Origin of the sequence: Chryseobacillus diguaensis, from assembly GCF_049220665.1 — a bacterium.
Classification (GTDB): Bacteria; Bacillota; Bacilli; order Bacillales; family Bacillaceae; genus Metabacillus_B.
Genome location: NZ_JBMKNV010000004.1, coordinates 339,716 through 362,465, shown reverse-complemented (window position 1 = coordinate 362,465; position 22,750 = coordinate 339,716). Strand labels below are relative to the sequence as shown.

Annotated in this window: 25 protein-coding genes; 24 read left to right on the top strand and 1 reads right to left on the bottom strand. The window is 44.3% G+C overall.

Going from position 1 to position 22,750, the window contains the following annotated elements:
- Positions 1–5: 5 nt before the first annotated feature.
- The 8 genes from atpB to ACOT8F_RS09030 all read left to right on the top strand — a co-directional run bounded on the left by atpB (position 6) and on the right by ACOT8F_RS09030 (position 6,654).
- Complete coding sequence (gene atpB, locus ACOT8F_RS09065) at positions 6–716, top strand: F0F1 ATP synthase subunit A (protein ID WP_421651378.1); 711 nt, start codon at positions 6–8, stop codon at positions 714–716.
- Between the two features lie 69 nt (positions 717–785).
- Positions 786–1,004: a F0F1 ATP synthase subunit C gene (gene atpE / locus ACOT8F_RS09060; protein ID WP_421651376.1), complete on the top strand. Its 219-nt coding sequence runs from the start codon at positions 786–788 to the stop codon at positions 1,002–1,004.
- A 222-nt stretch (positions 1,005–1,226) separates the two neighbouring features.
- Positions 1,227–1,748: a F0F1 ATP synthase subunit B gene (gene atpF, locus ACOT8F_RS09055; protein WP_421651375.1), complete on the top strand. Its 522-nt coding sequence runs from the start codon at positions 1,227–1,229 to the stop codon at positions 1,746–1,748.
- Positions 1,745–2,290 (top strand): F0F1 ATP synthase subunit delta, encoded by a 546-nt coding sequence (locus tag ACOT8F_RS09050; protein WP_421651373.1) that lies wholly within the window; start codon positions 1,745–1,747, stop codon positions 2,288–2,290. The genes atpF and ACOT8F_RS09050 overlap by 4 nt, the downstream gene beginning before the upstream one ends.
- A gap of 15 nt (positions 2,291–2,305) precedes the next feature.
- On the top strand, positions 2,306–3,817 hold the full coding sequence (gene atpA / locus ACOT8F_RS09045) for a F0F1 ATP synthase subunit alpha (RefSeq protein WP_421651372.1): 1,512 nt from the start codon (positions 2,306–2,308) through the stop codon (positions 3,815–3,817).
- A gap of 77 nt (positions 3,818–3,894) precedes the next feature.
- Positions 3,895–4,752 (top strand): ATP synthase F1 subunit gamma, encoded by an 858-nt coding sequence (gene atpG, locus ACOT8F_RS09040; RefSeq protein WP_421651371.1) that lies wholly within the window; start codon positions 3,895–3,897, stop codon positions 4,750–4,752.
- A gap of 53 nt (positions 4,753–4,805) precedes the next feature.
- Positions 4,806–6,224, top strand: coding sequence for a F0F1 ATP synthase subunit beta (atpD, locus tag ACOT8F_RS09035; protein WP_421651369.1), 1,419 nt, complete (start codon positions 4,806–4,808; stop codon positions 6,222–6,224).
- Between the two features lie 25 nt (positions 6,225–6,249).
- On the top strand, positions 6,250–6,654 hold the full coding sequence (locus tag ACOT8F_RS09030) for a F0F1 ATP synthase subunit epsilon (protein WP_421651368.1): 405 nt from the start codon (positions 6,250–6,252) through the stop codon (positions 6,652–6,654).
- Between the two features lie 79 nt (positions 6,655–6,733).
- Here ACOT8F_RS09030 and ACOT8F_RS09025 read toward each other — a convergent pair whose 3' ends face one another.
- A complete protein-coding gene (locus ACOT8F_RS09025; protein WP_421651367.1) occupies positions 6,734–7,216 on the bottom strand; it encodes a hypothetical protein in 483 nt (160 codons plus the stop codon).
- Positions 7,217–7,426: 210 nt separating this feature from the next.
- On the opposite strand from ACOT8F_RS09025, the gene ACOT8F_RS09020 reads away from it, so the two are divergent.
- The 16 genes from ACOT8F_RS09020 (at position 7,427) to spoIID (ending at position 22,580) form a co-directional block, all read left to right on the top strand.
- On the top strand, positions 7,427–7,774 hold the full coding sequence (locus ACOT8F_RS09020; RefSeq protein WP_421651366.1) for a hypothetical protein: 348 nt from the start codon (positions 7,427–7,429) through the stop codon (positions 7,772–7,774).
- Positions 7,775–8,117: 343 nt separating this feature from the next.
- A complete protein-coding gene (locus tag ACOT8F_RS09015) occupies positions 8,118–8,492 on the top strand; it encodes an NADH-quinone oxidoreductase subunit A (protein ID WP_421651365.1) in 375 nt (124 codons plus the stop codon).
- Complete coding sequence (locus ACOT8F_RS09010) at positions 8,483–8,995, top strand: NuoB/complex I 20 kDa subunit family protein (RefSeq protein ID WP_421651363.1); 513 nt, start codon at positions 8,483–8,485, stop codon at positions 8,993–8,995. Before ACOT8F_RS09015 ends, ACOT8F_RS09010 begins: the two co-directional genes overlap by 10 nt.
- Positions 8,995–10,152, top strand: coding sequence for an NADH-quinone oxidoreductase subunit C (locus tag ACOT8F_RS09005; protein ID WP_421651362.1), 1,158 nt, complete (start codon positions 8,995–8,997; stop codon positions 10,150–10,152). Before ACOT8F_RS09010 ends, ACOT8F_RS09005 begins: the two co-directional genes overlap by 1 nt.
- Before the next feature lie 3 nt (positions 10,153–10,155).
- Entirely contained in the window at positions 10,156–11,256 is a 1,101-nt protein-coding gene (locus ACOT8F_RS09000; RefSeq protein ID WP_421651361.1) for an NADH-quinone oxidoreductase subunit D, read from the top strand.
- Complete coding sequence (gene nuoH, locus ACOT8F_RS08995) at positions 11,256–12,260, top strand: NADH-quinone oxidoreductase subunit NuoH (RefSeq protein ID WP_421651359.1); 1,005 nt, start codon at positions 11,256–11,258, stop codon at positions 12,258–12,260. The genes ACOT8F_RS09000 and nuoH overlap by 1 nt, the downstream gene beginning before the upstream one ends.
- Before the next feature lie 39 nt (positions 12,261–12,299).
- Positions 12,300–12,719 carry an NADH-quinone oxidoreductase subunit NuoI gene (nuoI, locus tag ACOT8F_RS08990; RefSeq protein WP_421651358.1) on the top strand — a complete coding sequence of 140 codons (420 nt, stop codon included), beginning with the start codon at positions 12,300–12,302 and terminating at the stop codon, positions 12,717–12,719.
- Positions 12,720–12,721: 2 nt separating this feature from the next.
- Positions 12,722–13,231 carry an NADH-quinone oxidoreductase subunit J gene (locus ACOT8F_RS08985; RefSeq protein WP_421651357.1) on the top strand — a complete coding sequence of 170 codons (510 nt, stop codon included), beginning with the start codon at positions 12,722–12,724 and terminating at the stop codon, positions 13,229–13,231.
- Complete coding sequence (nuoK, locus tag ACOT8F_RS08980) at positions 13,228–13,542, top strand: NADH-quinone oxidoreductase subunit NuoK (RefSeq protein WP_421651356.1); 315 nt, start codon at positions 13,228–13,230, stop codon at positions 13,540–13,542. Before ACOT8F_RS08985 ends, nuoK begins: the two co-directional genes overlap by 4 nt.
- Positions 13,543–13,619: 77 nt before the next feature.
- Positions 13,620–15,458, top strand: a complete 1,839-nt coding sequence (gene nuoL, locus ACOT8F_RS08975; RefSeq protein WP_421651355.1) for an NADH-quinone oxidoreductase subunit L — start codon at positions 13,620–13,622, stop codon at positions 15,456–15,458.
- On the top strand, positions 15,459–16,964 hold the full coding sequence (locus tag ACOT8F_RS08970; RefSeq protein WP_421651353.1) for an NADH-quinone oxidoreductase subunit M: 1,506 nt from the start codon (positions 15,459–15,461) through the stop codon (positions 16,962–16,964).
- Between the two features lie 3 nt (positions 16,965–16,967).
- Positions 16,968–18,446 (top strand): NADH-quinone oxidoreductase subunit NuoN, encoded by a 1,479-nt coding sequence (gene nuoN / locus ACOT8F_RS08965; RefSeq protein ID WP_421651351.1) that lies wholly within the window; start codon positions 16,968–16,970, stop codon positions 18,444–18,446.
- A gap of 137 nt (positions 18,447–18,583) precedes the next feature.
- Positions 18,584–18,820, top strand: coding sequence for a DUF1146 family protein (locus ACOT8F_RS08960; RefSeq protein ID WP_421651349.1), 237 nt, complete (start codon positions 18,584–18,586; stop codon positions 18,818–18,820).
- Positions 18,821–19,156: 336 nt separating this feature from the next.
- Positions 19,157–19,894 carry a YwmB family TATA-box binding protein gene (locus ACOT8F_RS08955; protein ID WP_421651347.1) on the top strand — a complete coding sequence of 246 codons (738 nt, stop codon included), beginning with the start codon at positions 19,157–19,159 and terminating at the stop codon, positions 19,892–19,894.
- A gap of 32 nt (positions 19,895–19,926) precedes the next feature.
- Entirely contained in the window at positions 19,927–21,234 is a 1,308-nt protein-coding gene (gene murA / locus ACOT8F_RS08950) for a UDP-N-acetylglucosamine 1-carboxyvinyltransferase (RefSeq protein ID WP_421651346.1), read from the top strand.
- A gap of 314 nt (positions 21,235–21,548) precedes the next feature.
- Positions 21,549–22,580 (top strand): stage II sporulation protein D, encoded by a 1,032-nt coding sequence (gene spoIID, locus ACOT8F_RS08945; RefSeq protein ID WP_421651345.1) that lies wholly within the window; start codon positions 21,549–21,551, stop codon positions 22,578–22,580.
- Positions 22,581–22,750: the final 170 nt, after the last annotated feature.

The following is a 22,750-nucleotide window of genomic DNA, read 5'->3' as shown; positions in this document are numbered from 1 at the left end:
TATCGTTGAATCACGAAGCACCTGTAAGAGAATTTCTGGGTCTTTATTTCAACCTGGCAAACATTATGATGATAACCATTGCAAGTGTCATCGTTTTCCTTATCGCAGTGATCGCAACACGGTCTCTTGCACTGAAACCGACTGGCGGACAAAACTTCATTGAGTGGGTCATTGATTTTGTCAGAAATATTATCAGCAATACGATGGACTGGCACACCGGAGGGCGCTTCTTAACACTAGGAATTACCCTTTTGATGTATATTTTTGTTTCTAATATGCTAGGATTGCCTTTCAACGTAATAGTTGGACATGAATTGTGGTGGAAATCACCGACTGCTGACCCAGTGATTACACTGACGCTTGCCGTCATGGTTGTCGTGCTAAGTCACTATTATGGTATCCGAATGAAAGGTACCGGTTCTTATTTAAAAGATTATGTAAAGCCATTCTGGTTCCTGCTCCCAATCAAGATCATCGAAGAATTTGCCAACACACTTACGTTGGGTCTGCGGCTTTATGGTAACATTTTTGCCGGTGAGATTCTTCTACAGCTTCTAGCGGGACTTGCAACTAGCGGAATTGGCGGAACAATCGGAGCAATCCTTCCGATGATGGCATGGCAAGGCTTCAGTATTTTTGTCGGAACCATTCAAGCTTTCATTTTCACAATGTTAACAATGGTTTACATGTCTCACAAAGTGAGCACAGACCATTAATTAATACTTCATTACCATAGTGAAACAAAAAATCTTACAGTTTTTATACATTAAAGGAGGACTTTTATTATGATGTTAGGTGTTATTGCAGCTGCGATCGCAGTAGGATTGGCGGCAGTTGGAGCAGGTATTGGTAACGGACTTATCGTAGGACGTACAATTGAAGGTATGGCTCGTCAGCCGGAACTTAGAGGAACTCTTCAAACAACAATGTTCGTTGGTATCGCGTTGGTTGAGGCACTTCCGATTATCGCCGTCGTTATCGCATTCATGGTTATTGGTAAATAATCTTTTATAGATGTCCCGATTAAAGGGATCCATCTCATAAGAAGAAATGGCGAAGATCATTCGGAAGACCATTCGAAAGAACCTTCGCCTTTCCTTTATGTCCTTAAATAATTCCTTTTCTAATTAATAAATGGCTCGAATCTTATCCTCCAGAACGGGGGATAACTCATGAAACAGAGCCTAAACGCATATTGCAACCTTTGAAGGGAGTGAAATCGAGCTATGTCAACTACAAATCTCGCACTTGGATTGGCTGAAGTACATTGGAATACTGGAGATATCGTTTTCCAGCTTATCATTTTCCTGGTCCTCTTGGCACTGCTTAGAAAATTTGCGCTTGGTCCAGTGATGAATATCATGAAGCAGCGTGAAACTTATATAGCGAATGAAATCGGCGCTGCAGAAACAAAGAATCTGGAAGCCCAGAAGCTTGTAGAAGAACAGCGTGAATTGCTGAAACAGGCACGTGTTGAAGCACAAGGTCTTGTTGAAAATGCCAAGAAGCTTGGCGATCAGCAAAAAGAAGATATCATCAAAACTGCTCGTGCTGAAGGTGAACGCCTGAAAGAAGCAGCATTAAAAGAAATTCAGCAGGAAAAAGAGCAAGCAGTTTCTGCATTGCGTGAACAGGTTGCTTCCTTGTCTGTGCTGATTGCTTCAAAAGTTATTGAAAAAGAATTAAATGAAGAAGAACAAGAAAAACTGATCAATGACTACATAAATGAAGTAGGAGATATGCGATGAGCAATGAAATCGTAGCAAAGCGCTATGCTTCAGCACTTTTTCAAATCGCATTGGAACAAGAGAGCCTTCAAGCATTTGAAGAGGATCTGAAAGTAGTCAAACAGGTTTTCAGAAGTAATCCAAAATTAATAGCAATGCTTAATCATCCGAAAATCAGTGTTAATGAGAAAAAGAGCCTCGTGCAAAGCGGTTTTGCGTCACTGCTGAACCCAGCCGTTTTAAACACGCTCAGCCTTCTCGTTGACCGTAATCGCATTGATGTGATTAATGAGATGGCAGATGAATTTACAAGACTTTCAAACGAAAAAAGCGGAACAGAAGATGGAATCGTCTACTCTGTACGAATTTTATCGAATGAAGAGCTCAATGAGCTTTCCGTTGCTTTCGCTAAAAAGATTGGAAAAAAAGCACTGCGATTGGAAAATGTGATTGACCAAAGCCTAGTTGGCGGAGTGAAAATCAGAATGGGCAACCGGATTTATGACGGAAGCATTAGCGGTAAACTTGAACGTATAGAACGAACACTTGTAAAAAGAACGTAGATAGGGGTGAAATTCATGAGCATCAAAGCAGAAGAAATTAGTGCGCTGATAAAAAAACAGATTGAAAGCTATCAATCTGACATTGAAGTAAGCGATGTTGGTACGGTTATCCAGGTTGGTGATGGTATCGCTCGTGCTCATGGCCTCGACAATGTCATGGCTGGAGAGCTTGTTGAATTTTCAAATGGTGTTATGGGTATGGCTCAGAACCTCGAGGAAAGCAACGTTGGTATCATTATTTTAGGACCATACAGAGAAATTCGCGAAGGTGACGAAGTACGCCGTACAGGACGCATCATGGAAGTTCCGGTTGGTGAGGCATTGATCGGCCGCGTAGTAAATCCATTGGGGCAGCCAGTTGACGGACTTGGCCCAATTGAAACGACTGTAACACGTCCTATTGAAAGCCCTGCACCAGGCGTAATGGACCGTAAATCTGTTCATGAACCGCTTCAAACAGGTATCAAAGCGATTGACGCTCTTGTACCGATCGGACGCGGACAGCGTGAATTGATTATCGGTGACCGCCAAACAGGTAAAACATCTGTTGCAATCGATACAATTCTTAACCAAAGAGATCAGGATATGATCTGTATCTATGTAGCAATCGGACAAAAAGAATCTACAGTGCGTAACGTTGTAGAAACACTTCGCAAACATGGTGCATTGGATTACACAATCGTTGTAACAGCTGCGGCTTCCCAGCCTGCACCGCTATTGTTCCTTGCACCTTATGCAGGCGTAACAATGGGTGAGCATTTTATGTATAACGGCAAGCATGTGCTTGTAGTATATGATGATCTTACTAAACAGGCTGCTGCATACCGTGAACTTTCCCTGTTGCTTCGCCGTCCTCCAGGTCGTGAAGCATACCCAGGTGACGTATTCTACTTGCATTCCCGTCTTCTTGAGCGCGCTGCGAAATTGAGCGATGCAAAGGGTGCAGGTTCACTGACAGCCCTTCCGTTTGTTGAAACACAGGCTGGAGACATCTCAGCTTATATCCCGACAAACGTTATCTCTATCACTGATGGTCAGATCTTCCTTCAATCCGACCTGTTCTTCTCAGGTGTAAGACCTGCGATAAATGCCGGATTGTCTGTATCCCGTGTTGGAGGAAGCGCACAAGTTAAAGCGATGAGAAAGGTAGCAGGTACGCTTCGTCTTGACCTTGCATCTTATCGTGAGCTAGAGGCATTTGCCCAGTTCGGATCAGATCTTGATAAAGCAACACAAGCTAAGCTGAACCGTGGTGCCCGTACAGTTGAAGTATTGAAACAGGACTTGAACAAACCGTTAAGAGTGGAAAAACAAGTAGCGATTATCTATGCTTTGACGCGCGGCTTCCTGGATGATATTCCAGTTGTTGATATCCGACGCTTTGAATCAGATCTTCAAGTTTATCTTGAGCAAAACAATACTGATTTAATGGATCACATTCGCACAACAGGTACTCTTCCTGATGAGGATGCATTCAACACAGCAATCAGCAGCTTCAAGAAAACCTTTGTTACTTCAGAAAAATAATTGGAACGGGAGATGATTTCTCCCTTTCCTTTTCATGTCAATAGAACGGGATTTTAGAGAAAAGGTGGTGAGAATCTTTGGCATCTTTACGCGATATAAAATCGAGAATCACCTCAACAAAAAAGACTAGCCAAATAACAAAAGCGATGCAAATGGTGTCGGCTGCCAAATTAAACCGTGCAGAGAATAATGCGAAAGCATTTGTTCCTTACATGGAGAAAATGCAGGAAGTCGTATCAAATGTGGCACAGGGAATCTCTGGAGTCAGCCATCCGATGCTTGAAACAAGACCTGTGAAAAAGACAGGCTACATTGTCATCACATCAGACCGCGGACTTGCGGGCGGATTTAACAGTAATGTACTGAGATCCGTTTTCCAAGCCATTCAAAAACGCCATTCATCTAAAGATGATTACGCAATTGTGGCAATCGGCAGAATGGGGCGCGACTTTTTTATGAAGCGCGGCAGCCATGTCATCTCTGAAGTAACGCAAGTTGGAGATGATGTGACCTTCGCTGACATTAAAGCCATTGCCTCTGAAGCGGTAAACCTTTTTGCGGACGAGAAAATCGATGAACTTTACCTTTGCTACAACCATTATGTGAGTGCAATCGAGCAGGTTGTAACAGAGAAAAAACTTCTCCCGGTAACGGATCTTTCACACAGCAGCAAAATAGTGTCCTATGAATTCGAACCGGATGAAGATGAAATCCTGAAGGTCCTTCTGCCTCAATATGCAGAAAGCCTGATTTATGGAGCACTTCTTGACAGTAAAGCATCCGAGCATGCTGCAAGGATGACGGCAATGAAAAGTGCAACAGATAATGCGAAAGAGCTTATTGACTCTCTTACGCTTTCATACAACCGTGCGCGCCAGGCTGCGATCACTCAGGAAATTACTGAGATCGTCGGCGGAGCAGCGGCTTTGGAATAGCATTTATAAAATACGTGAATATTTGAAATAGCCAGTAAGGAGGGAAAGCGAAGATGAAAGGACGCGTTATACAAGTAATGGGCCCGGTCGTAGACGTAAAATTCGAAAGCGGCCACTTGCCTGCAATCTACAACGCTCTTAAAATTCAACAAGCACCCGGCAAAGACCAGGATGTAGCAATCGAGCTGACTTTGGAGGTTGCTCTTCATTTGGGTGATGACTCTGTACGTACGATCGCTATGGCCTCTACTGATGGTCTGACTCGTGGTGCAGAGGTGCTTGATACAGGAGCTCCAATTTCTGTACCGGTAGGCGATATCACTCTTGGCCGTGTTTTCAACGTACTTGGTGAAAACATTGACCTTGATGAGCCTCTTACAGGAGATGTCCGCCGTGATCCGATTCACAGACAGGCTCCAACATTTGAAAACCTTTCTACTGAAGTAGAAATTCTTGAAACTGGAATTAAAGTAGTCGATCTTCTTGCTCCATATATTAAAGGTGGTAAGATCGGTCTCTTCGGTGGTGCCGGTGTAGGTAAAACCGTTTTAATCCAGGAATTGATCCACAACATCGCTCAAGAGCACGGGGGTATCTCCGTATTTGCCGGTGTTGGTGAGCGTACACGTGAAGGTAATGACCTTTACTATGAAATGACAGATTCTGGTGTTATCAAGAAAACAGCCATGGTATTCGGACAAATGAATGAGCCGCCTGGCGCACGTATGCGTGTTGCTTTGACAGGTCTTACAATGGCTGAGTATTTCCGTGATGACCAGTCTCAGGACGTTTTGTTCTTCATGGATAATATCTTCCGCTTCACACAAGCAGGTTCTGAAGTATCAGCCCTTCTTGGCCGTATGCCATCAGCCGTTGGTTACCAGCCGACACTAGCAACAGAAATGGGTCAGCTTCAGGAACGTATTACATCTACAAATGTAGGTTCAGTAACATCTATCCAGGCGATCTATGTACCAGCCGATGACTATACGGATCCGGCTCCTGCTACAACGTTTGCCCATTTGGATGCGACAACAAACCTTGAGCGTAAGCTTTCTGAAATGGGTATCTACCCAGCGGTTGATCCATTGGCTTCAACTTCACGTGCGCTTTCTCCTGAAATTGTCGGAGAAGAGCATTATGATGTTGCCCGCCAGGTTCAGCAAACACTTCAGCGTTACAAAGAATTGCAGGATATCATTGCAATCCTGGGTATGGATGAGCTTTCAGATGAAGATAAATTGGTTGTACAGCGCGCACGCCGCATCCAATTCTTCTTATCTCAAAACTTCCACGTAGCTGAGCAGTTTACAGGACAAAAAGGTTCTTACGTACCTGTTAAGGAAACGGTAAAAGGCTTTAAGGAAATCCTTGATGGCAAGTATGACCATCTTCCGGAAGATGCCTTCCGCCTTGTTGGACGCATTGAAGAAGTAATTGAAAATGCGAAAAGCATGGGTGTTGAAGTCTAATCTCTGGTCCTTAGGAGGGTAAAGTATGAAGACAGTACCAGTCAATGTCGTTACTCCCGATGGCCCAGTTTATGAGGCGCAAGTTGAAATGGTAAGTGTAAAAGCTCAGAGCGGTGAGCTTGGCATTTTACCAGGCCATGTTCCGATGGTGGCTCCCCTTGAAATCGGGGCCGTTCGCCTGAAGAAGGATGGCGCCACAGAGCTTGTGGCGGTCAGCGGAGGCTTTATAGAAGTGCGGCAGGATAACGTAACCATTTTGGCACAAGCAGCTGAAACAGCAGAAGAAATTGATTTAAAACGCGCCCGCGCAGCAAAAGAACGCGCAGAACGCCGCCTGAATCAAAGTGCTGATCAAGTTGATTACCACCGTGCACAAATTGCTCTGCGCCGTGCCATCAACCGGATTGACGTAAGCGAAAATAAATTCTAATAAAAAGGACCCCAGGCGATGGGGTCCTTTTTTTGGGTGTATGATTTAAGTTTGTTGAAGATGCTGAGCTGCCAGAATTTTACCCAGCACGCTTCTTCAATCTCAAGTAGCGCTGATAAATACTCATTTCCAGCTCATCTTTTGAATCCAGATAATGGTGATCAAACAGATTGCTGAAATAATCGGTAAAACGGCCGCGGCGCAAGCCCATTACGTATTTTTCTTCGTCATAAGGGTATTTTGAAACAACCCAGTCTGTATTTTGAAGGCTGCGTACAACAACTTCGCCAAAATAGATAGACATGCAGCTTTCAAACTCGTCCAGAGTCAGCTGAAATTCAAACAGTCCGTTCGTACGGAACAAATGAAAGTATAAAGATTCCAGGTTAATCAGGCTATCTGGTGCAAAATTAAGCTTCACTTCATAGTGGCTTGCAATTTCGATCAGCATATCCAGCTGTTCATTCCGGTAATCATAATAAAAGGCAATTGCTGAAAATTCATTGGGAAACTGAGGCAAGTTTCTGCCGTATTCCTCACCAACATCAAATTTTTCTTCCATCTTGATACCTCCCAGCATGAAAGACTACGATTCTCAGTATAACATGAAAACTGGTGGAAATTGGTGAAAATTGGTGAATGACATTCGTTTCCTAGTTGAAGAAAAGTGTAGAAAAATAGGAAAATATTAGGTATTATGAAAGAATAAGATAATGATTTTAACCTGGGAGAAATGAGCTGGATGATTGCTCCCGAAAAGGAGCTGAGTTGGTTGACAGTATTTTGGCTAGGGGCCGTTGTTGGACTGGCAGCAGTTTTTGCCACCGTGATGCATATCCTTTTTATCTTTAAAATCAATCTGAATATCCGCCGATTAAGAGACAATGCGGATCATGAGAGTGCTCAAGCTTTTTTGAAAGATCTGTCCGGAATATGGTGGGTGCCAAACAAACCTGGCTACTGGACAGCTTTGAAGGAATCTTATTTTATTATCTATCATACTGAAACCATCCCGTTCGAAATTAAGCGCGACCTCTATAAAATTCTCTCTAAAAAAAGAGTTTACGGGCTAAGAAAGCCTTACAAAAGACAGCCGGCTCCAGCAAGGCTGCCTTCTTAACCGTTCATCCTATCAAGGGTGAGCGTTTTTTCTTTTGGATAGATTGATTTGCATTTTGGATAGATTCTCTCATTTTTTGGATAGATTTCTCCAGTATTTCGATAGATTGCCTCTCAAAGCTCTGGTACATGCCCCCAATTTATATCAATATCAGAAAAAAGATGATTTTTTCGCACATTTTTACAGCCTTTAGGCCATATAAATGTAAAGAGTAAAGAGTTTGTCCATGCCATAGGAAGGCTTATCGACACCATTAGGCTAATTTTGGTATAATGATAGCGATTATATTATTAGAATATTATGATCAGTTGGAAAATTAAAATAAATTTACTGGAGGGGGAGTATGGGTTCTTTCAATTTGTACTTCAACAACTACATGGTTGTGTTTATCTTTTTGCTGCTGGGTCTTTTGCTTCCTGCCGTTGCCTTAACAATGGGGCGATTGCTTCGTCCAAGTGCACCGACTGAAGCGAAGCAGACAACGTATGAAAGCGGGATTGAACCTTTTCATGACTCCAGGATCCAGTTTAATGTCCGTTATTACATATTTGCCCTGCTTTTTGTGGTGTTTGATGTCGAGACTGTTTTTATGTATCCATGGGCAGTCGCCTACGAAAAACTTGGCATTTTCGCATTGGTTGAAATGCTGATTTTCGTCGTCATGCTCTTGATAGGACTCATATACGCATGGAAGAAGAAGGTGCTGAAATGGATTTAAGAGTAATGAATATCCCTGAAGAAGACATGGCGGAGCTTCGCCGCAATGTCTTTCTATCCACTCTTGAACAGCTGAAAGCCTGGGCAAGAAGCAACTCCCTTTGGCCGCTGACATTTGGACTTGCCTGCTGTGCAATCGAAATGATGGGGGTAGGCGCTTCCCATTATGATCTTGATCGTTTTGGATCGTTTTTCAGAACCTCTCCAAGACAGTCAGATGTGATGATCGTTTCCGGAACAGTGACAAAGAAAATGGCTCCTGTTCTTAAAAGGCTGTATGATCAGATGCCAGAACCAAAATGGGTTATTGCGATGGGCTCTTGTGCCACCGCAGGAGGTCCTTATGTTAAATCCTACGCTGTCGTAAAAGGGGTCGATCAAATAGTCCCTGTTGACGTTTATATCCCAGGATGTCCTCCAAATCCTGCAGCCTTAATCTACGGTATTAATAAGCTTAAGGAAAAAATCCGTTACGAGGCAAGGACCGGGAAGAAGGTACTTTAATGAGCGATGTGAAGAGCCTCGAAGAACAAAAAAAAGAAGCGGCTCAAAAGGCAAAAGAGGCCGCGCAGAAACAGATGGAAGAAAAAAAGGCAAAAGAATCTGCCTCTAGTCAATATGAAGCTTCAGCGAATAATGCAGACTCCCTGGCGAAACAAAAGGCAGCCGCAGCAGCAAAAGCGAAATCAGCCGCTCTCGCAAAGCAAAAAGCCAAAGCTGAAAGCACCGACACCACAGAAACCGCCACTGACCTGGCAAAGCAAAAGGCAGCCGCAGCAGCAAAAGCAAAAGCGGCCGCACTCGCGAAACAAAAAGCAAAAGCAGAAAACACAGACACCATAGAATCCTCTGCTGATCTGGCAAAGCAAAAGGCTGCCGCAGCAGCAAAGGCAAAAGCAACCGCTCTCGCAAAGCAAAAAGCAAAAGCAGAAAACACAGACACCGCAGAATCCTCTACTGACCTGGCAAAACAAAAGGCAGCAGCCGCAGCAAAAGCAAAAGCAGCCGCTCTTGCAAAAGAGAAAGCCAAAACTCTCGAAAACACAGAAAATACCTTCCAAGACGATCAGGCCAAAGAGAAAGCAAAAGCCATAGCAGCTGCAAAAGCAAAGGCTGCCGCTGCAGCGAAGGCAAAAGCACTGGCTTCCAAAAATGAAACACCGCCTAAAGAAGAAACACCATCTAAAAATCAGCCGCACCTCGATCACATTGTCTCGATTCTATCGAAGGAGCTTGGCGAAAATGCATTAAAAGATTCCTTTATTAATCGATTGTCAAAAGAGATGCCGACCGTTGTAGCAAGGAAAGAATCTTATTTTCAAGTGGCAGAGCAGCTGAAAAATCATCCTGAGCTGAAGTTTGATTATTTGTCAGAGCTTCATGGGACGGATTATGAGAAGCATATGGAGCTGTTTCTGCAGCTGTATTCGTATCCGCATGGTCTTTCAGTAGCTCTTAAAACAGAGATTGATCGGGAGTCACCTGAGATCCCTTCTGCAGTTCCGCTCTGGAAGGGGGCTGATTGGCCGGAACGGGAAGCTTTTGATTTGCTTGGGATAGTGTTTACGGGGCATCCGAATTTGAAGAGGATTATGCTGCCCGATGAATGGGTAGGCCATCCGCTCCGGAAGGATTATAAACCGTATGATGTGGAGGTGTAGTTCATGATTCGGACAGAGGAGATGCTCCTGAATGTAGGGCCCCAGCATCCGAGTACTCACGGAGTGTTTCGGCTCGTGATCAAAATCGACGGGGAGATGATCAAGGAAGCAGAGCCTGTCATCGGCTACCTCCACAGAGGGACGGAAAAGCTTGCCGAGGATCTTCAGTTCACTCAGATTATTCCATATACAGACAGAATGGATTACTTATCAGCTATGACGAACAATTATGTCATTTGCCATGCAGTTGAGACAATGGCAGGCATCGAGGTGCCGGAGCGGGCCGAGTATTTAAGAATTCTTGCGATGGAGCTTGGTCGGGTGGCAAGCCATCTTGTCTGGTGGGGGACGTATTTGCTTGATATCGGTGCTGTCAGTCCTTTTCTTTACGCATTCCGGGAAAGGGAGATGATCATTAACCTTTTGACAGAGCTTTCTGGCGCGAGGCTTACCTTCAACTATATGCGGGTCGGCGGGGTAAAGTGGGATGCACCTGAGGGCTGGCTGGATAAAATCAGAGAGTTTGTCCCATATATGAGGGAGCAGCTGAAGGGCTATCACGACCTCGTTTCAGGAAATGAAATCTTTTTGAACCGCGTCAAAGGCGTTGGCATTTATACAAAGGAGGATGCGATCGCGTATTCCTTGAGCGGCGCAAATCTCAGGTGCACCGGGGTGAAATGGGATCTTCGGAAAAATGAGCCGTATTGCATTTATGACCGCTTTGACTTTGATGTGCCGGTTCGGGAAACGGGGGACGCTTTTGCGAGATACGAGTGCAGGATGGAGGAAATTGTCCAGTCGCTGAACATTATTGAACAGGCCGTTGAGCAGTTTCCTCCTGAAGGACCTATTATGGCTAAGGTGCCAAAAATCATCAAACCGCCTAAAGGGGAAACATACGTCAGGATTGAGTCGCCTAGAGGAGAAATTGGCTGCTACATTGCTTCTAACGGAAAAAAAGAGCCGTACCGCCTGAAATTCAGAAGGCCATCTTTCTACAACCTTCAAATCCTGCCGAAGCTTCTGGAAGGCGAAAACATGGCCAACTTGATCACGATTCTTGGCGCGATTGATATCGTCCTTGGGGAGGTGGATGGCTGATGATACAGGATTTGCTTCATCAAACGCCAAGCCTGACCAATTTTCTTCTCTTTTTCCTCTTGGCTGTGCTGTTTCTTTTTGCCGTTCTAGGATTTGTCACATACGGCATTCTCGCTGAACGAAAGGTTATGGGTTTTATGCAGGGAAGGATTGGACCGAATCAGGTTGGAGGTAAGTGGGGGCTTTTGCAGACGGTTGCAGATGTTCTGAAGCTTTTGCTGAAGGAGGATACCATTCCAAAGCTTGCGGATAAGCCTCTTTTCATCCTGGCGCCTGTTATGGCATTTGCGCCAGCCTTCCTTGTACTCGCTGCCATACCGTTTACGAAAGCTTTTCAATTTGCAGACATTGGAGTCGGCCTTCTCTACTATATCGCCATTTCAGGCCTGACAACGATTGGGGTTGTTACGGGAGGCTGGGCTTCGAATAACAAATACGCTCTTCTTGGCGGAATGCGGGCAGCGGCCCAAATGATTTCCTATGAAATACCGCTCGTCATGTCGGTGATCGGAGTTGTCTTACTTTCGGGAAGTCTTAATTTAAATGATATCGTTGATGCACAAACGGGCGTCTGGTTTATTTTTGCTCAGCCGATCGGGTTTCTCATTTTCCTGATTGCTTCTGTCGCTGAACTAAACAGGACTCCATTTGACCTTCCAGAGGCGGAATCAGAGCTTGTAGCAGGCTATCACGTTGAGTACTCCGGCTTTCGCTGGGCGTTTTTTATGCTTTCTGAGTATGTTTACTTTTTTGCCATGGCAGCTCTCACAACTGTACTATTTCTTGGCGGCTGGCACCCCATTCCGTTTCTTGGGTTTATCCCGGGCGCCATCTGGTTTGCTTTGAAATTCAGCCTGGTTGTTTTTACCTTAATCTGGTTCCGGGTAACGTTTCCGCGCCTTAGAGCCGATCAGCTGATGGAGTTTGGCTGGAAGGTGCTATTGCCCATTGCCCTGGCGAATATCTTTTTAACAGCACTTGTGAAAGGTTTTTATATGCATTAGTAATTGTTGATTTCAATCAGCACGAAAGGAGTGAGGAAGATGAAAGGCTTGGCTAAAGGACTAACGTATACGCTGAAAAACCTTTCCAAGAAAAAAGTAACCTATGATTATCCGAATGAACCGCTTCCGCTGCCGGACCGGTTTCGGGGCATTCAGAAGTTTTATCCGGAAAAATGCATTGTCTGCAATCAGTGCGCCAATATCTGTCCGACAGATTGCATTCATCTGACTGGAAAAAAACATCCCGATCCCGCTAAAAAAGGAAAAATTATTGATACGTATGATATTAACTTTGAAATCTGCATTCTTTGCGATCTTTGCACAGAGGTGTGCCCGACAGAAGCCATTGTAATGACAAATCATTTTGAACTCGCCGAATACAGCAGAGACCGGCTGTTTAAGGATATGGAATGGCTTGATGAGAACGATACGAATATCCGGAAGGAAAACAAGGTGTAAAAATGACAGGAGAATTTGCAGCATTCATCGGTCTCGCATTAGTAGCTGTCACAGGAGGCATCCTCATGCTGAATGTGACAAAGGTTGTCCATATGGTCGTTTCGCTTATTTTTACGTTTGTGAGCATTGCCGGGCTTTATGTTTTGCTTTCAGCTGAATTCGTCGCAGCGGTTCAAATTTTAATTTATTCAGGAGCCGTTACAATCATTATGCTGTTTGGAATTATGCTGACAAATCATCAGGACGAAAACGAAAAAAGTCCTGGCAGGCTAAAGAAGCTTCTCGTTTTTCTCGGAATCATCGCTTTTGCATTTGTCGTATACAAAGGGATTTACCAGCTTGATTTTGGGCAAAAAACACCTGCTGCGCTTCATGAGAAAAATACAGAACAAATCGGAATTGCCCTTTTCACGAAGCACGTCATCCCATTTGAACTTACATCAGTATTGCTTTTAGTAGCCTTAGTCGGTGCCATCGTACTGGCTAAAAAAGAAGAGGAGGATGAAGCATGAATTCGATCCCGCTTTCCGCCTACCTCGTGCTTGCACTGTTTTTATTCTGTATTGGTCTGTACGGAGCTTTGACAAAACGCAACACCGTCATTGTCCTGATCTGCATCGAACTCATGCTGAATGCTGTGAACCTGAACCTTGTCGCTTTCAGCAAATACACGCTTCACCCAAGCATCACCGGACAAGTTTTCTCGCTGTTCACGATAACCATTGCTGCCGCAGAAGCAGCAGTAGGCCTTGCGATTCTGTTTGCTCTCTATCGCAACAAAAAGTCAGTCAATATTGATGAATATGATTCTATGAAAAATTAAGGCTCTTCTCGAAGAGCAGCAATCCTTGCAAATGAGCTCCATAAAAATTTCAGCAACCTCGAAAAAGGGGACTCGATATGATGCCATATGCTTTTACCATACCGCTCTTTCCGCTGGCCTCTTTTCTTTTGCTCCTTTTATTAGGGAGAAAGTGGCGGGAGAAGAGCGCGCTTATCGCGATTGGATTTTCGCTCATTGCTTTTCTCATTTCCCTGCTGGTGCTTATTGACTGTTTAATGCACGGCGGCTTTAAAGCGGAAATGCCTTGGCTTGAGATCGGAAGCTATCAGCTATCAGCGGGCTTCGAAATCAATCCGCTGAATGCCTTGATGCTTTTTGTTGTTTCACTTGTCAGCCTGCTTGTTCATCTGTATTCAAAAGAATATATGCAAGGGGACGAGCGGTATCCGGTTTTCTTTTCATACTTGGGATTGTTTACGTTCGCTATGCTTGGCCTCGTGATGGCGCCGAATCTTCTTCAGCTCTACCTATTTTGGGAGCTTGTCGGGCTTGGTTCCTTCCTCTTAATCGGTTTTTATTTTTACAAAAATGAGGCGAAAAAAGCTGCCAAGAAAGCCTTTATTATGACGAGGATCGGGGATGTAGGGCTCTTCATCGGGATGATCCTGCTTTTCTGGCAAACAGGAAGCTTTGAATTTGACGAAATCTTTTCAAAAATAGGGAGCATTCCGCCTGACATGCTGACGCTGATTGGCATTTTGATTTTCATAGGTGCGATGGGGAAATCAGGCCAGTTTCCGCTTCATACGTGGCTTCCGGATGCGATGGAGGGTCCAACGCCAGTTTCAGCTCTCATCCATGCAGCAACGATGGTAGCAGCAGGCGTTTACCTGGTAGCTGACGTTTATCCCCTTTTTGAAGCAAGTCCGGCAGCTCTTACAGTTGTTGCTGTAATCGGTGGCTTCACCGCTATTTTTGCAGCCAGCATCGGGCTTGTTCAAAACGATATAAAGCGGGTTTTGGCATACTCTACCGTCAGCCAGCTTGGGTATATGATGCTTGCACTTGGCACAGGAGGGTATGAAGCAGGAGTCTTCCATCTTGTTACACATGCGTTTTTCAAAGCCTTGCTGTTTTTGGCGGCAGGAAGTGTGATTCATGCCGTTCACACACAGGATATTCATGAGATGGGCGGGTTGTGGAAAAAGCTTCGGATCACGGGTCCGCTCTTTTTGATCGGTGCCCTTTCCATCAGCGGCTTTCCCTTGTTCTCAGGATTTTTCTCTAAAGACGAAATCCTTTCAGCCTCTTGGACGAGCGGGAACGCAGGACTTTTCTGGATTGCCGTTATCGCTGCTTTTTTTACAGCGTTCTATATGTTCAGGCTTTTCTTTCTCGTATTTACAGGGGAAGCTAAACAGGATGCAGCCGAGCCAGGCCTATTTATGAAGATTCCGATGCTTGTTCTCGGGTTTTTTGCCATATTCGCAGGCTACATAAATACACCGTGGTTTGGGACTTTTCTCGGAAATTGGCTGAGCGGAGGTCATTCTGTACAGCATGATAGCCCTTGGTGGATCATGATCCTCGCAGCCGCTGATTCTCTTCTTGGCATTTGGCTCGCTTATGCAATGTACGTGAAAAAAACTGTCCCAAGAGATTGGCTCAGCTCCCGGATACCAGGCATTCACCGGGTTCTGTACGACAAGTACTATATAGATGAGCTTTACAGCATCACCATTTTGCGAGTGGTGAGCTGGATTGCTATCTTTCTTAAATTTATCGACCGCTACCTAGTTGAAGGCATCATCAGCGGAGTCGCCGCTTTTATCCGTTCACTTGGAAAATGGGGAGCGGGCGTTCAGACGGGCAAGGTGCAGACTTACGCGGCAACTGCCTTTCTCGGACTCGCCATTCTTTTAGTTATCTATGCAGTCACAGGGGGGTATTTTTAAATGAACTCTATTATTCTATCAGCACTGATCTTTTCCCCTTTGCTTGGCATGGCTGTGCTCTTGTTTATTCCGAGGGTTCAGGAAAATACGATAAAGCTGACAGGGTTTCTCGCAACACTTCCTGCATTAGTATTAGCTGGGGTACTGTTCATTCAATACATGCTAGGAATTGATCCTGTATCCTTCAGCGAAAAGTACAGCTGGATTGCTCTTGGAGCAGTCAAAATTACCGGTCAGACGCTCTTTACGATTGACTATGAGCTTGGGGCAGACGGGTTTTCTCTTTCAATGCTTTTGCTGACCGCTATCCTTGCAGTGCTTGCAGCGGCGGCATCCGTTCATATCAAACAAAGTGTAAAAGCTTACTTTCTTCTGTTTCTGCTGCTTGAAATAGGCATGCTGGGTGTGTTTGCTGCCCAAAATTTAATTCTCTTTTTTATCTTCTTTGAAGTTACCTTGATTCCTATGTTCTTTTTGATCGGCAAGTGGGGCTATTTGGACAGAGAAAAGGCTGCATTTCATTATTTGCTTTATAACGGCGTTGGTTCTGCGATTTTGCTGATTGTCATCATCCTTCTTTTCGCTATGACAGGCACTTCGAATATCAGCAAGCTTGCAGCCTTGATTCAAACGTCAGATGGTGCCCTGTCACAAGGCTTTCAGCTCGGCCTTCTGCTTGCTCTTTTGCTCGCTTTTGGCATTAAGCTTCCGATTGTACCGTTCCATACATGGATGCTGAAGGTGCATGTGGAAGCACCGCCGTCGATCGTTATGCTGCATTCAGGCATTCTTTTGAAAATTGGAGCGTATGGGATGATCCGCTTTGGGCTCGGTTTATTTCCAGAAGCCTTTCACTCAGTCAGCTATTTGCTGATTATTCTGGGGCTTGTAAATCTCCTGTATGGTGCATTTCTTGCTCTTATTCAGCATGAATTTAAGAGGATCCTCGCTTATTCCAGTATCTCCCATATGGGAATTGTCCTGATAGGACTGGGAGCTTTAAATGAAGCAGGGATTCAAGGGGCCATTTTCCAGACCGTCTCGCACGGATTTATTTCAGCCCTTTTGTTCTTCCTGGTCGGAGTGATGGCGAACCGTCTCCAGACGACAGATATCAGGGAGCTTGGCGGACTTGCCAAGGCGATGCCGATTGCTTCAGGCTTTTTGATGGCTGCTGCAATGGCTTCTCTTGGTTTGCCGGGGATGTCAGGATTTGTGAGTGAGTTTATGTCCTTTCTCGGCCTTTTTCATGTACAGCCAGAGCTTGGCGCCATTGGAGCACTCGGACTCATCTTAACAGCAGCTTACTTGCTCCGCGCTCTTCTTGCCATAAGCTTTGGCCAAAAGAAGCGGGAGTACGGAAGCCCAGCTGATTTAAAATGGTACGAGACAGTGCCCGTTTTTGTTCTTGTGCTGTTTATCGTTGCGATCGGCGTGTACCCTAATATTCTTGCATGGCCGCTGCAGCTTCCGATTGAAACGATCCTGCAAGGAATGGGGGGATAACCGATGAATATGAATACGTTAGCGAGCTTTCACTGGTATGCCATGACGCCTGAATGGATCATCATCGGAACAGCACTCCTCTTATCTGCTGCTGATTTGTTTTTAGGAAAAAAACAAAAAAATTGGCTGATCTGGGGGGCGCTTCTCGGTATTTGTGCTGCTTTAGTAAGCCTTGTTCTTCTGTTTGGAACAAAAAGCGTTACTATTTTAAACGACAGCTTTGTGCTTGATGAATTTGCAAAAATGTTTAAGCTGCTTCTTTTAATAGGAACAGGCATCGTACTTCTTCTGGTTTTTCAGGAAAAAGGAAGGGGCATCAGGGCGCGGGGGGAATATGTTTACTTGCTTCTTACAGCATTGCTTGGGGCAATGATGATGAGTTCAAGCCGGGATTTGATTACGCTGTTTACCGGCCTTGAGCTTTTATCCATCTCGTCCTACATTTTAGCAGGACTGAAAAAGGACGATATTAAATCAAACGAGTCGGCACTGAAATATTTAGTCAGCGGCGGAATTTCAACAGCAATTACCCTGTTTGGAATGAGCTATTTATATGGTATTACCGGAACGACCAGTCTTACAGACATGTTCCATATCCTGCAAAACCTCGCAGACGCCCAAAGTGAATACTTGATGGGAATTGCCTTTTTCCTTCTGTTTGTCGGCCTTTCGTTTAAAATCGCCTCGGTGCCATTTCAAATGTGGGCGCCTGACGTTTATGAGGGGGCGCCGATTCCTGTCACAGCTTTCTTAAGTGTTGTCTCGAAAACAGCAGGGTTCATTATTATTCTAAGAATTTTTTTATCTATTTTTACGATTGTTCCTCAAGGAAAAGAGGAGCCGGTCATTTTCTCCATGCAGGCCATTCTTGCTGTCATCGCTGCTGCAACGATGATCATCGGAAATGTCACCGCCTTAAAGCAGACCAATGTGAAACGGATGCTTGCTTATTCATCGATTTCCCATGCAGGGTATGTACTGGTCGCCTTTGTTTCCTTTGCCCAGCATTTTTATTTTGAAAGCATCTGGTTTTATCTTCTCGCCTATTTGTTTATGAACCTTGGTGCTTTTAGTGTTCTTCAGTTCGTAGAGAAGGAGACAGGCGGACTTGGCCTTTCTTCCTTTTCAGGCTTGTATAAACGGTCGCCAGTTGCAGCTGTTGCGATGACCTTGTTTTTGCTGTCGCTCGCAGGGCTTCCAGGTACGGCAGGATTTATTGCAAAGCTCGGGATCTTTATGAGCGCCTTTTCAGCACAGGTACCGATGATCATGCTTGCTTCAATTATGATTGCAGCCACCGTCATTTCCTATGTTTATTATTTCGGCATTTTTTCTCAAATGTTTTTTAAGGATGCAGAGAATCAAAAGCGTTTATCACTAAACTGGCCGTCTCTGACTATCCTGGCCATCTGCTCCATAGCCGTTGTCCTTCTTGGACTCTTTCCCAACGCTGGACTGAATCTATTCTATTTGATTAAATAGAAAGCAAGAAAAAAATTGTTCAAAAATCCGACACCACATAATGTAAAAATGAAAACATTTTTCGTGAACGTTTCTATATAATAGAAGAGGCAGCCACCTCTTCTATTTTATTTTTAATGATAATGGAGGTTATACATATGGATCAATTCGGAATTGGGCAGGGGGCACTTGTAGGCCTCATTTCGCACCTTTTCTTTATTTGTGTTACCTGGTGGGCGCTTCAGTCACTGAATTTTGAAAAATTCATCAGAAAAAACCGTGTGGTACAGGCGAGAGTCCTGCTGATTTTATTGACAATCGGCATCGCATCACTTGTCTCCAATTTTTTTATGGATTATTATTACTGGTCACGTCAGCTTCCTTCTTTATTTTAGGATCTTTTCTTAAACGTTGTTGTTTTTCATCCATTTAAGTGATTATAGAGCATGGATAAACTTGCTGATTTTAAAAAAAGATGCCGCGAAGCTAATCAGCAAGCGCAGGTGCTATTTTTAGCGAAAACAGCCTTAGATTAAGTTTAGTCCACTGATTTCGTGGGAATATGGATTGAGAAGGGATAGCAGGGGCAGTCATTTAATAGGACATATTTACTTAAAGAGTGCACCTTTTCCCGTCTGAAAACATCGTGTTGTTGAATATTGACGAGTATTCAATAGTATGGCTGCTTCCAATCCGGTAACACTGTTACTATGGAGAGGAAGTGGACGGAAATGAAAAATAAAGCTGCAGCAATTTTACTTATTGGTATTTTAGTAGGTTTGGCTTTTGCCGGAAAAATGGTTCACGCAGAGTGCGAACAGCCTGTCATTGCAAAAATCGCTGGTGTTTTAGCGGATCAGGGGGCTAGGCTTGATCAGTGGACATTGTATTCCAAAAAATCAGAGACTCTGAGCGGAAAAAATCCTGCAGATTATGTGCAACGTTTCACAGCGGAGCATCGTCTATTTAAATGGAGCTTTGAAACCAGAGGGAATTTTGTGAAAGCAATTGGTACCAGGTATAACAAGCAGATAAAAGGTTTTGACAAGCTTCAGGTGGTAGCCACCCTCACAAATGCTAATTCTCAATCGTATATCTTGTATCAGGTCCAGGGAAAAGGCGCGCCCAGGGATTGGGACCAAATTGTAAAAAAATTCAACAAGCAATCATTCGACATTTTAAATGAAAAAACAGCAATTTTCTCTTGTATCAATGGTCATTATGATGGTAAAATTGAAGGTGTTTTGCGGCTTAAAGCAGAAGCCATGCTCCATGAATTTAACGCGGTACCAAAGGAACAGCTTGAAGAAAAGAACTTCATTTCGGTATCGGCTTTAACAAACGATTGGGATCTGGCCATCCCTGCCAAAGAAGGCAAAATGAATGTGCAGTTTGCACTCAGAAACGCTGGATTGGGCGAAAATCCTACGGTCACAATAGGAACACCAATCATAACGACTGAATATTAATATAGAGAATTTGGGACGCGGAGGGGAAAACCTTGGAAAAAATCATCGTCCGCGGCGGTCAAAAGTTAAACGGTACCGTAAAGGTTGAAGGCGCAAAAAATGCCGTTTTGCCAGTTATCGCTGCATCCTTATTAGCAAGTGAAGAAAAAAGCATCATTTGTGATGTACCTACGCTCTCCGATGTATATACAATTAATGAAGTTCTGCGCCATCTAGGAGCAGACGTCCATTTTGAAGATAATCAGGTAATTGTAGATGCATCAAGAGAGCTCAGAACAGAAGCGCCATTTGAATATGTTCGAAAAATGCGTGCCTCTGTACTGGTTATGGGACCGCTTCTTGCGCGGACCGGTCATGCCCGGGTCGCCCTTCCAGGCGGATGCGCAATCGGCTCCCGTCCAATTGATCAGCATTTAAAAGGCTTTGAAGCAATGGGAGCTAAGATCAAAGTAGGAAACGGCTTTATCGACGCAGAAGTAGATGGAAGACTTATCGGTGCTAAAATCTACCTCGACTTCCCAAGCGTTGGCGCAACTGAAAACATTATTATGGCTGCAGCATTGGCAGTAGGAACGACTGTTCTTGAAAACTGTGCAAAAGAGCCTGAAATTGTGGACTTGGCGAATTATATCAATGCAATGGGCGGTAAAATCCGCGGTGCGGGAACTGCAACAATCCGCATCGAAGGCGTAAAGCATCTGAATGGTGCACGCCACACAATCATTCCTGACCGTATTGAAGCAGGTACCTTCATGGTAGCCGCTGCGATTACAAAAGGGAACGTTCTTGTAAGAGGCGCTGTTCCGGAACATTTGACATCCCTGATTGCGAAAATGGCAGAAATGGGAATTGAGATCATTGAAGAAGGAGATGGCTTGCGTGTTATCGGACCTGAAGTACTAAAAGCCATTGACATCAAAACAATGCCTCACCCTGGGTTCCCGACTGACATGCAATCGCAAATGATGTCATTACTGCTTGCTGCGCAAGGAACAAGCATGATTACTGAAACAGTATTTGAAAACCGCTTCATGCACGTGGAAGAATTCCGCCGCATGAACGCAGACATTAAAATTGAAGGCCGATCTGTTATCATTAACGGACCTGGTTCCCTTCAAGGTGCAGAAGTTGCTGCAACAGACCTTCGTGCAGGAGCTGCATTAGTTCTTGCCGGTTTGACTGCAGAAGGGTATACACGCGTGACTGAATTGAAACATTTAGACCGCGGATATGTAGACTTCAATGGCAAGCTGGCTGGCCTTGGAGCAGACATCGAACGTGTAACAGAAGATTCAGTGATCGAAATCGAAGAAGCAGCTGTTTCCGACCTAAACGCATAAGAGTATCCAGTATTTATTTCATTATTATTTCTAAAGCCAGAGCAGCTCAGTGCTCTGGCTTTTTTCATATATATGATTTTTTAATTATGAAAATGCTTACATAAGAGTTCATTCAATTGATAGATTTGATAGCTTGTCGCTATTTGGAAGTGCTTTATACTCCATCCTCACGGCTTGCAGCAAGGGTTTCTGGATAATGAAACTGTCAATTGCCAACAAATTTTTTGAAAAAGTGACTTGAAAAGGAAGTCATAAATGGTTGTCCAGCCCCATATGATGAAAAGAGAAAATACAAATCTATCAGGGGGTTGACGATGAACTCAATGAAACCAGTACTATTTGTACTGTTTGGATTCTTTATCATCATTCTATTGATTCCAGCCATGCTCGTCTCACCATTTACTAACAAAACAAATGGGCACCTATCAGAATCACTGCAAAAGCAGCAAGAGCAAGCGGCGGGGGACGGGGAGACAAAAGCCGTTGATGCTTCTGTTACTGTGCCTGTCTATCGCACTCAATTGAGAACCGTTGAAAAAGTTCCTCTAGAAGAATACGTTACCTGTGTCGTCGCCTCTGAAATGCCGGCCGAATTTCAAAGCGAAGCATTAAAGGCGCAATCGCTCGCAGCAAGAACGTATATCATCAAATACCTTTTAGCCGATAAGCATCTTGCAACACCTGATAATGCCGCTGTGACGGATACCACGAACCATCAAGTGTATAAAAATAAAGAAGAATTGAAACGCTTATGGGGGCCCGATTATAGCTGGAAAATGAAAAAAGTAGAGGATGCTGTTGCAGCAACGGGCGGAGAAATCTTAACCTACAATAACAAGCCGATTAATGCCCAGTTTTTCTCAACGAGCAACGGCTATACAGAAAACTCAGAGGCTGTCTGGTCCAATTCCTTTCCTTATTTAAAAAGTGTGAAAAGCCCATGGGACCAGGAGTCACCGAAATTCTACAACCAAAAAATCTTCTCAGTGGCACAGTTCGAGCATCTCCTTGGCGTAAGAATCAATGGCAGCTCCATCGGAACCATTATCGAACGGACACCGGGCAAACGCGTCGGTATGGTCAGCTTTAACGGCAAAAAACTCAGTGGAACAGATATCAGAGAAAAATTAAAACTCTCATCCGCCGACTTCACCTGGTCCTTAAAAGGCGGGAATGTTGTCATCAACTCGATCGGATCTGGCCACGGTGTAGGCATGAGCCAATATGGCGCCAACTTTATGGCCGAAAAAGGAAAAAGCTTCACTGACATTGTGAAATATTACTACAAAGGCACAACAGTAGCTTCTGCCGAACAGTACATGCCAACACTAACAGCTAAATACTAATCTAAGAAATCAGCCGGCTTATGCCGGTTTTTTCCTTTTTATCAGGGGGTTTTTCTATGATAATATGGAAGAAAGGACAATCACAGTTCCATTTCTATTAAACAGAACTGAGATTCATTCCGTTTAGTAGAATGATTGCACCCTCCAAACAGGATAAACCCCACAAGATG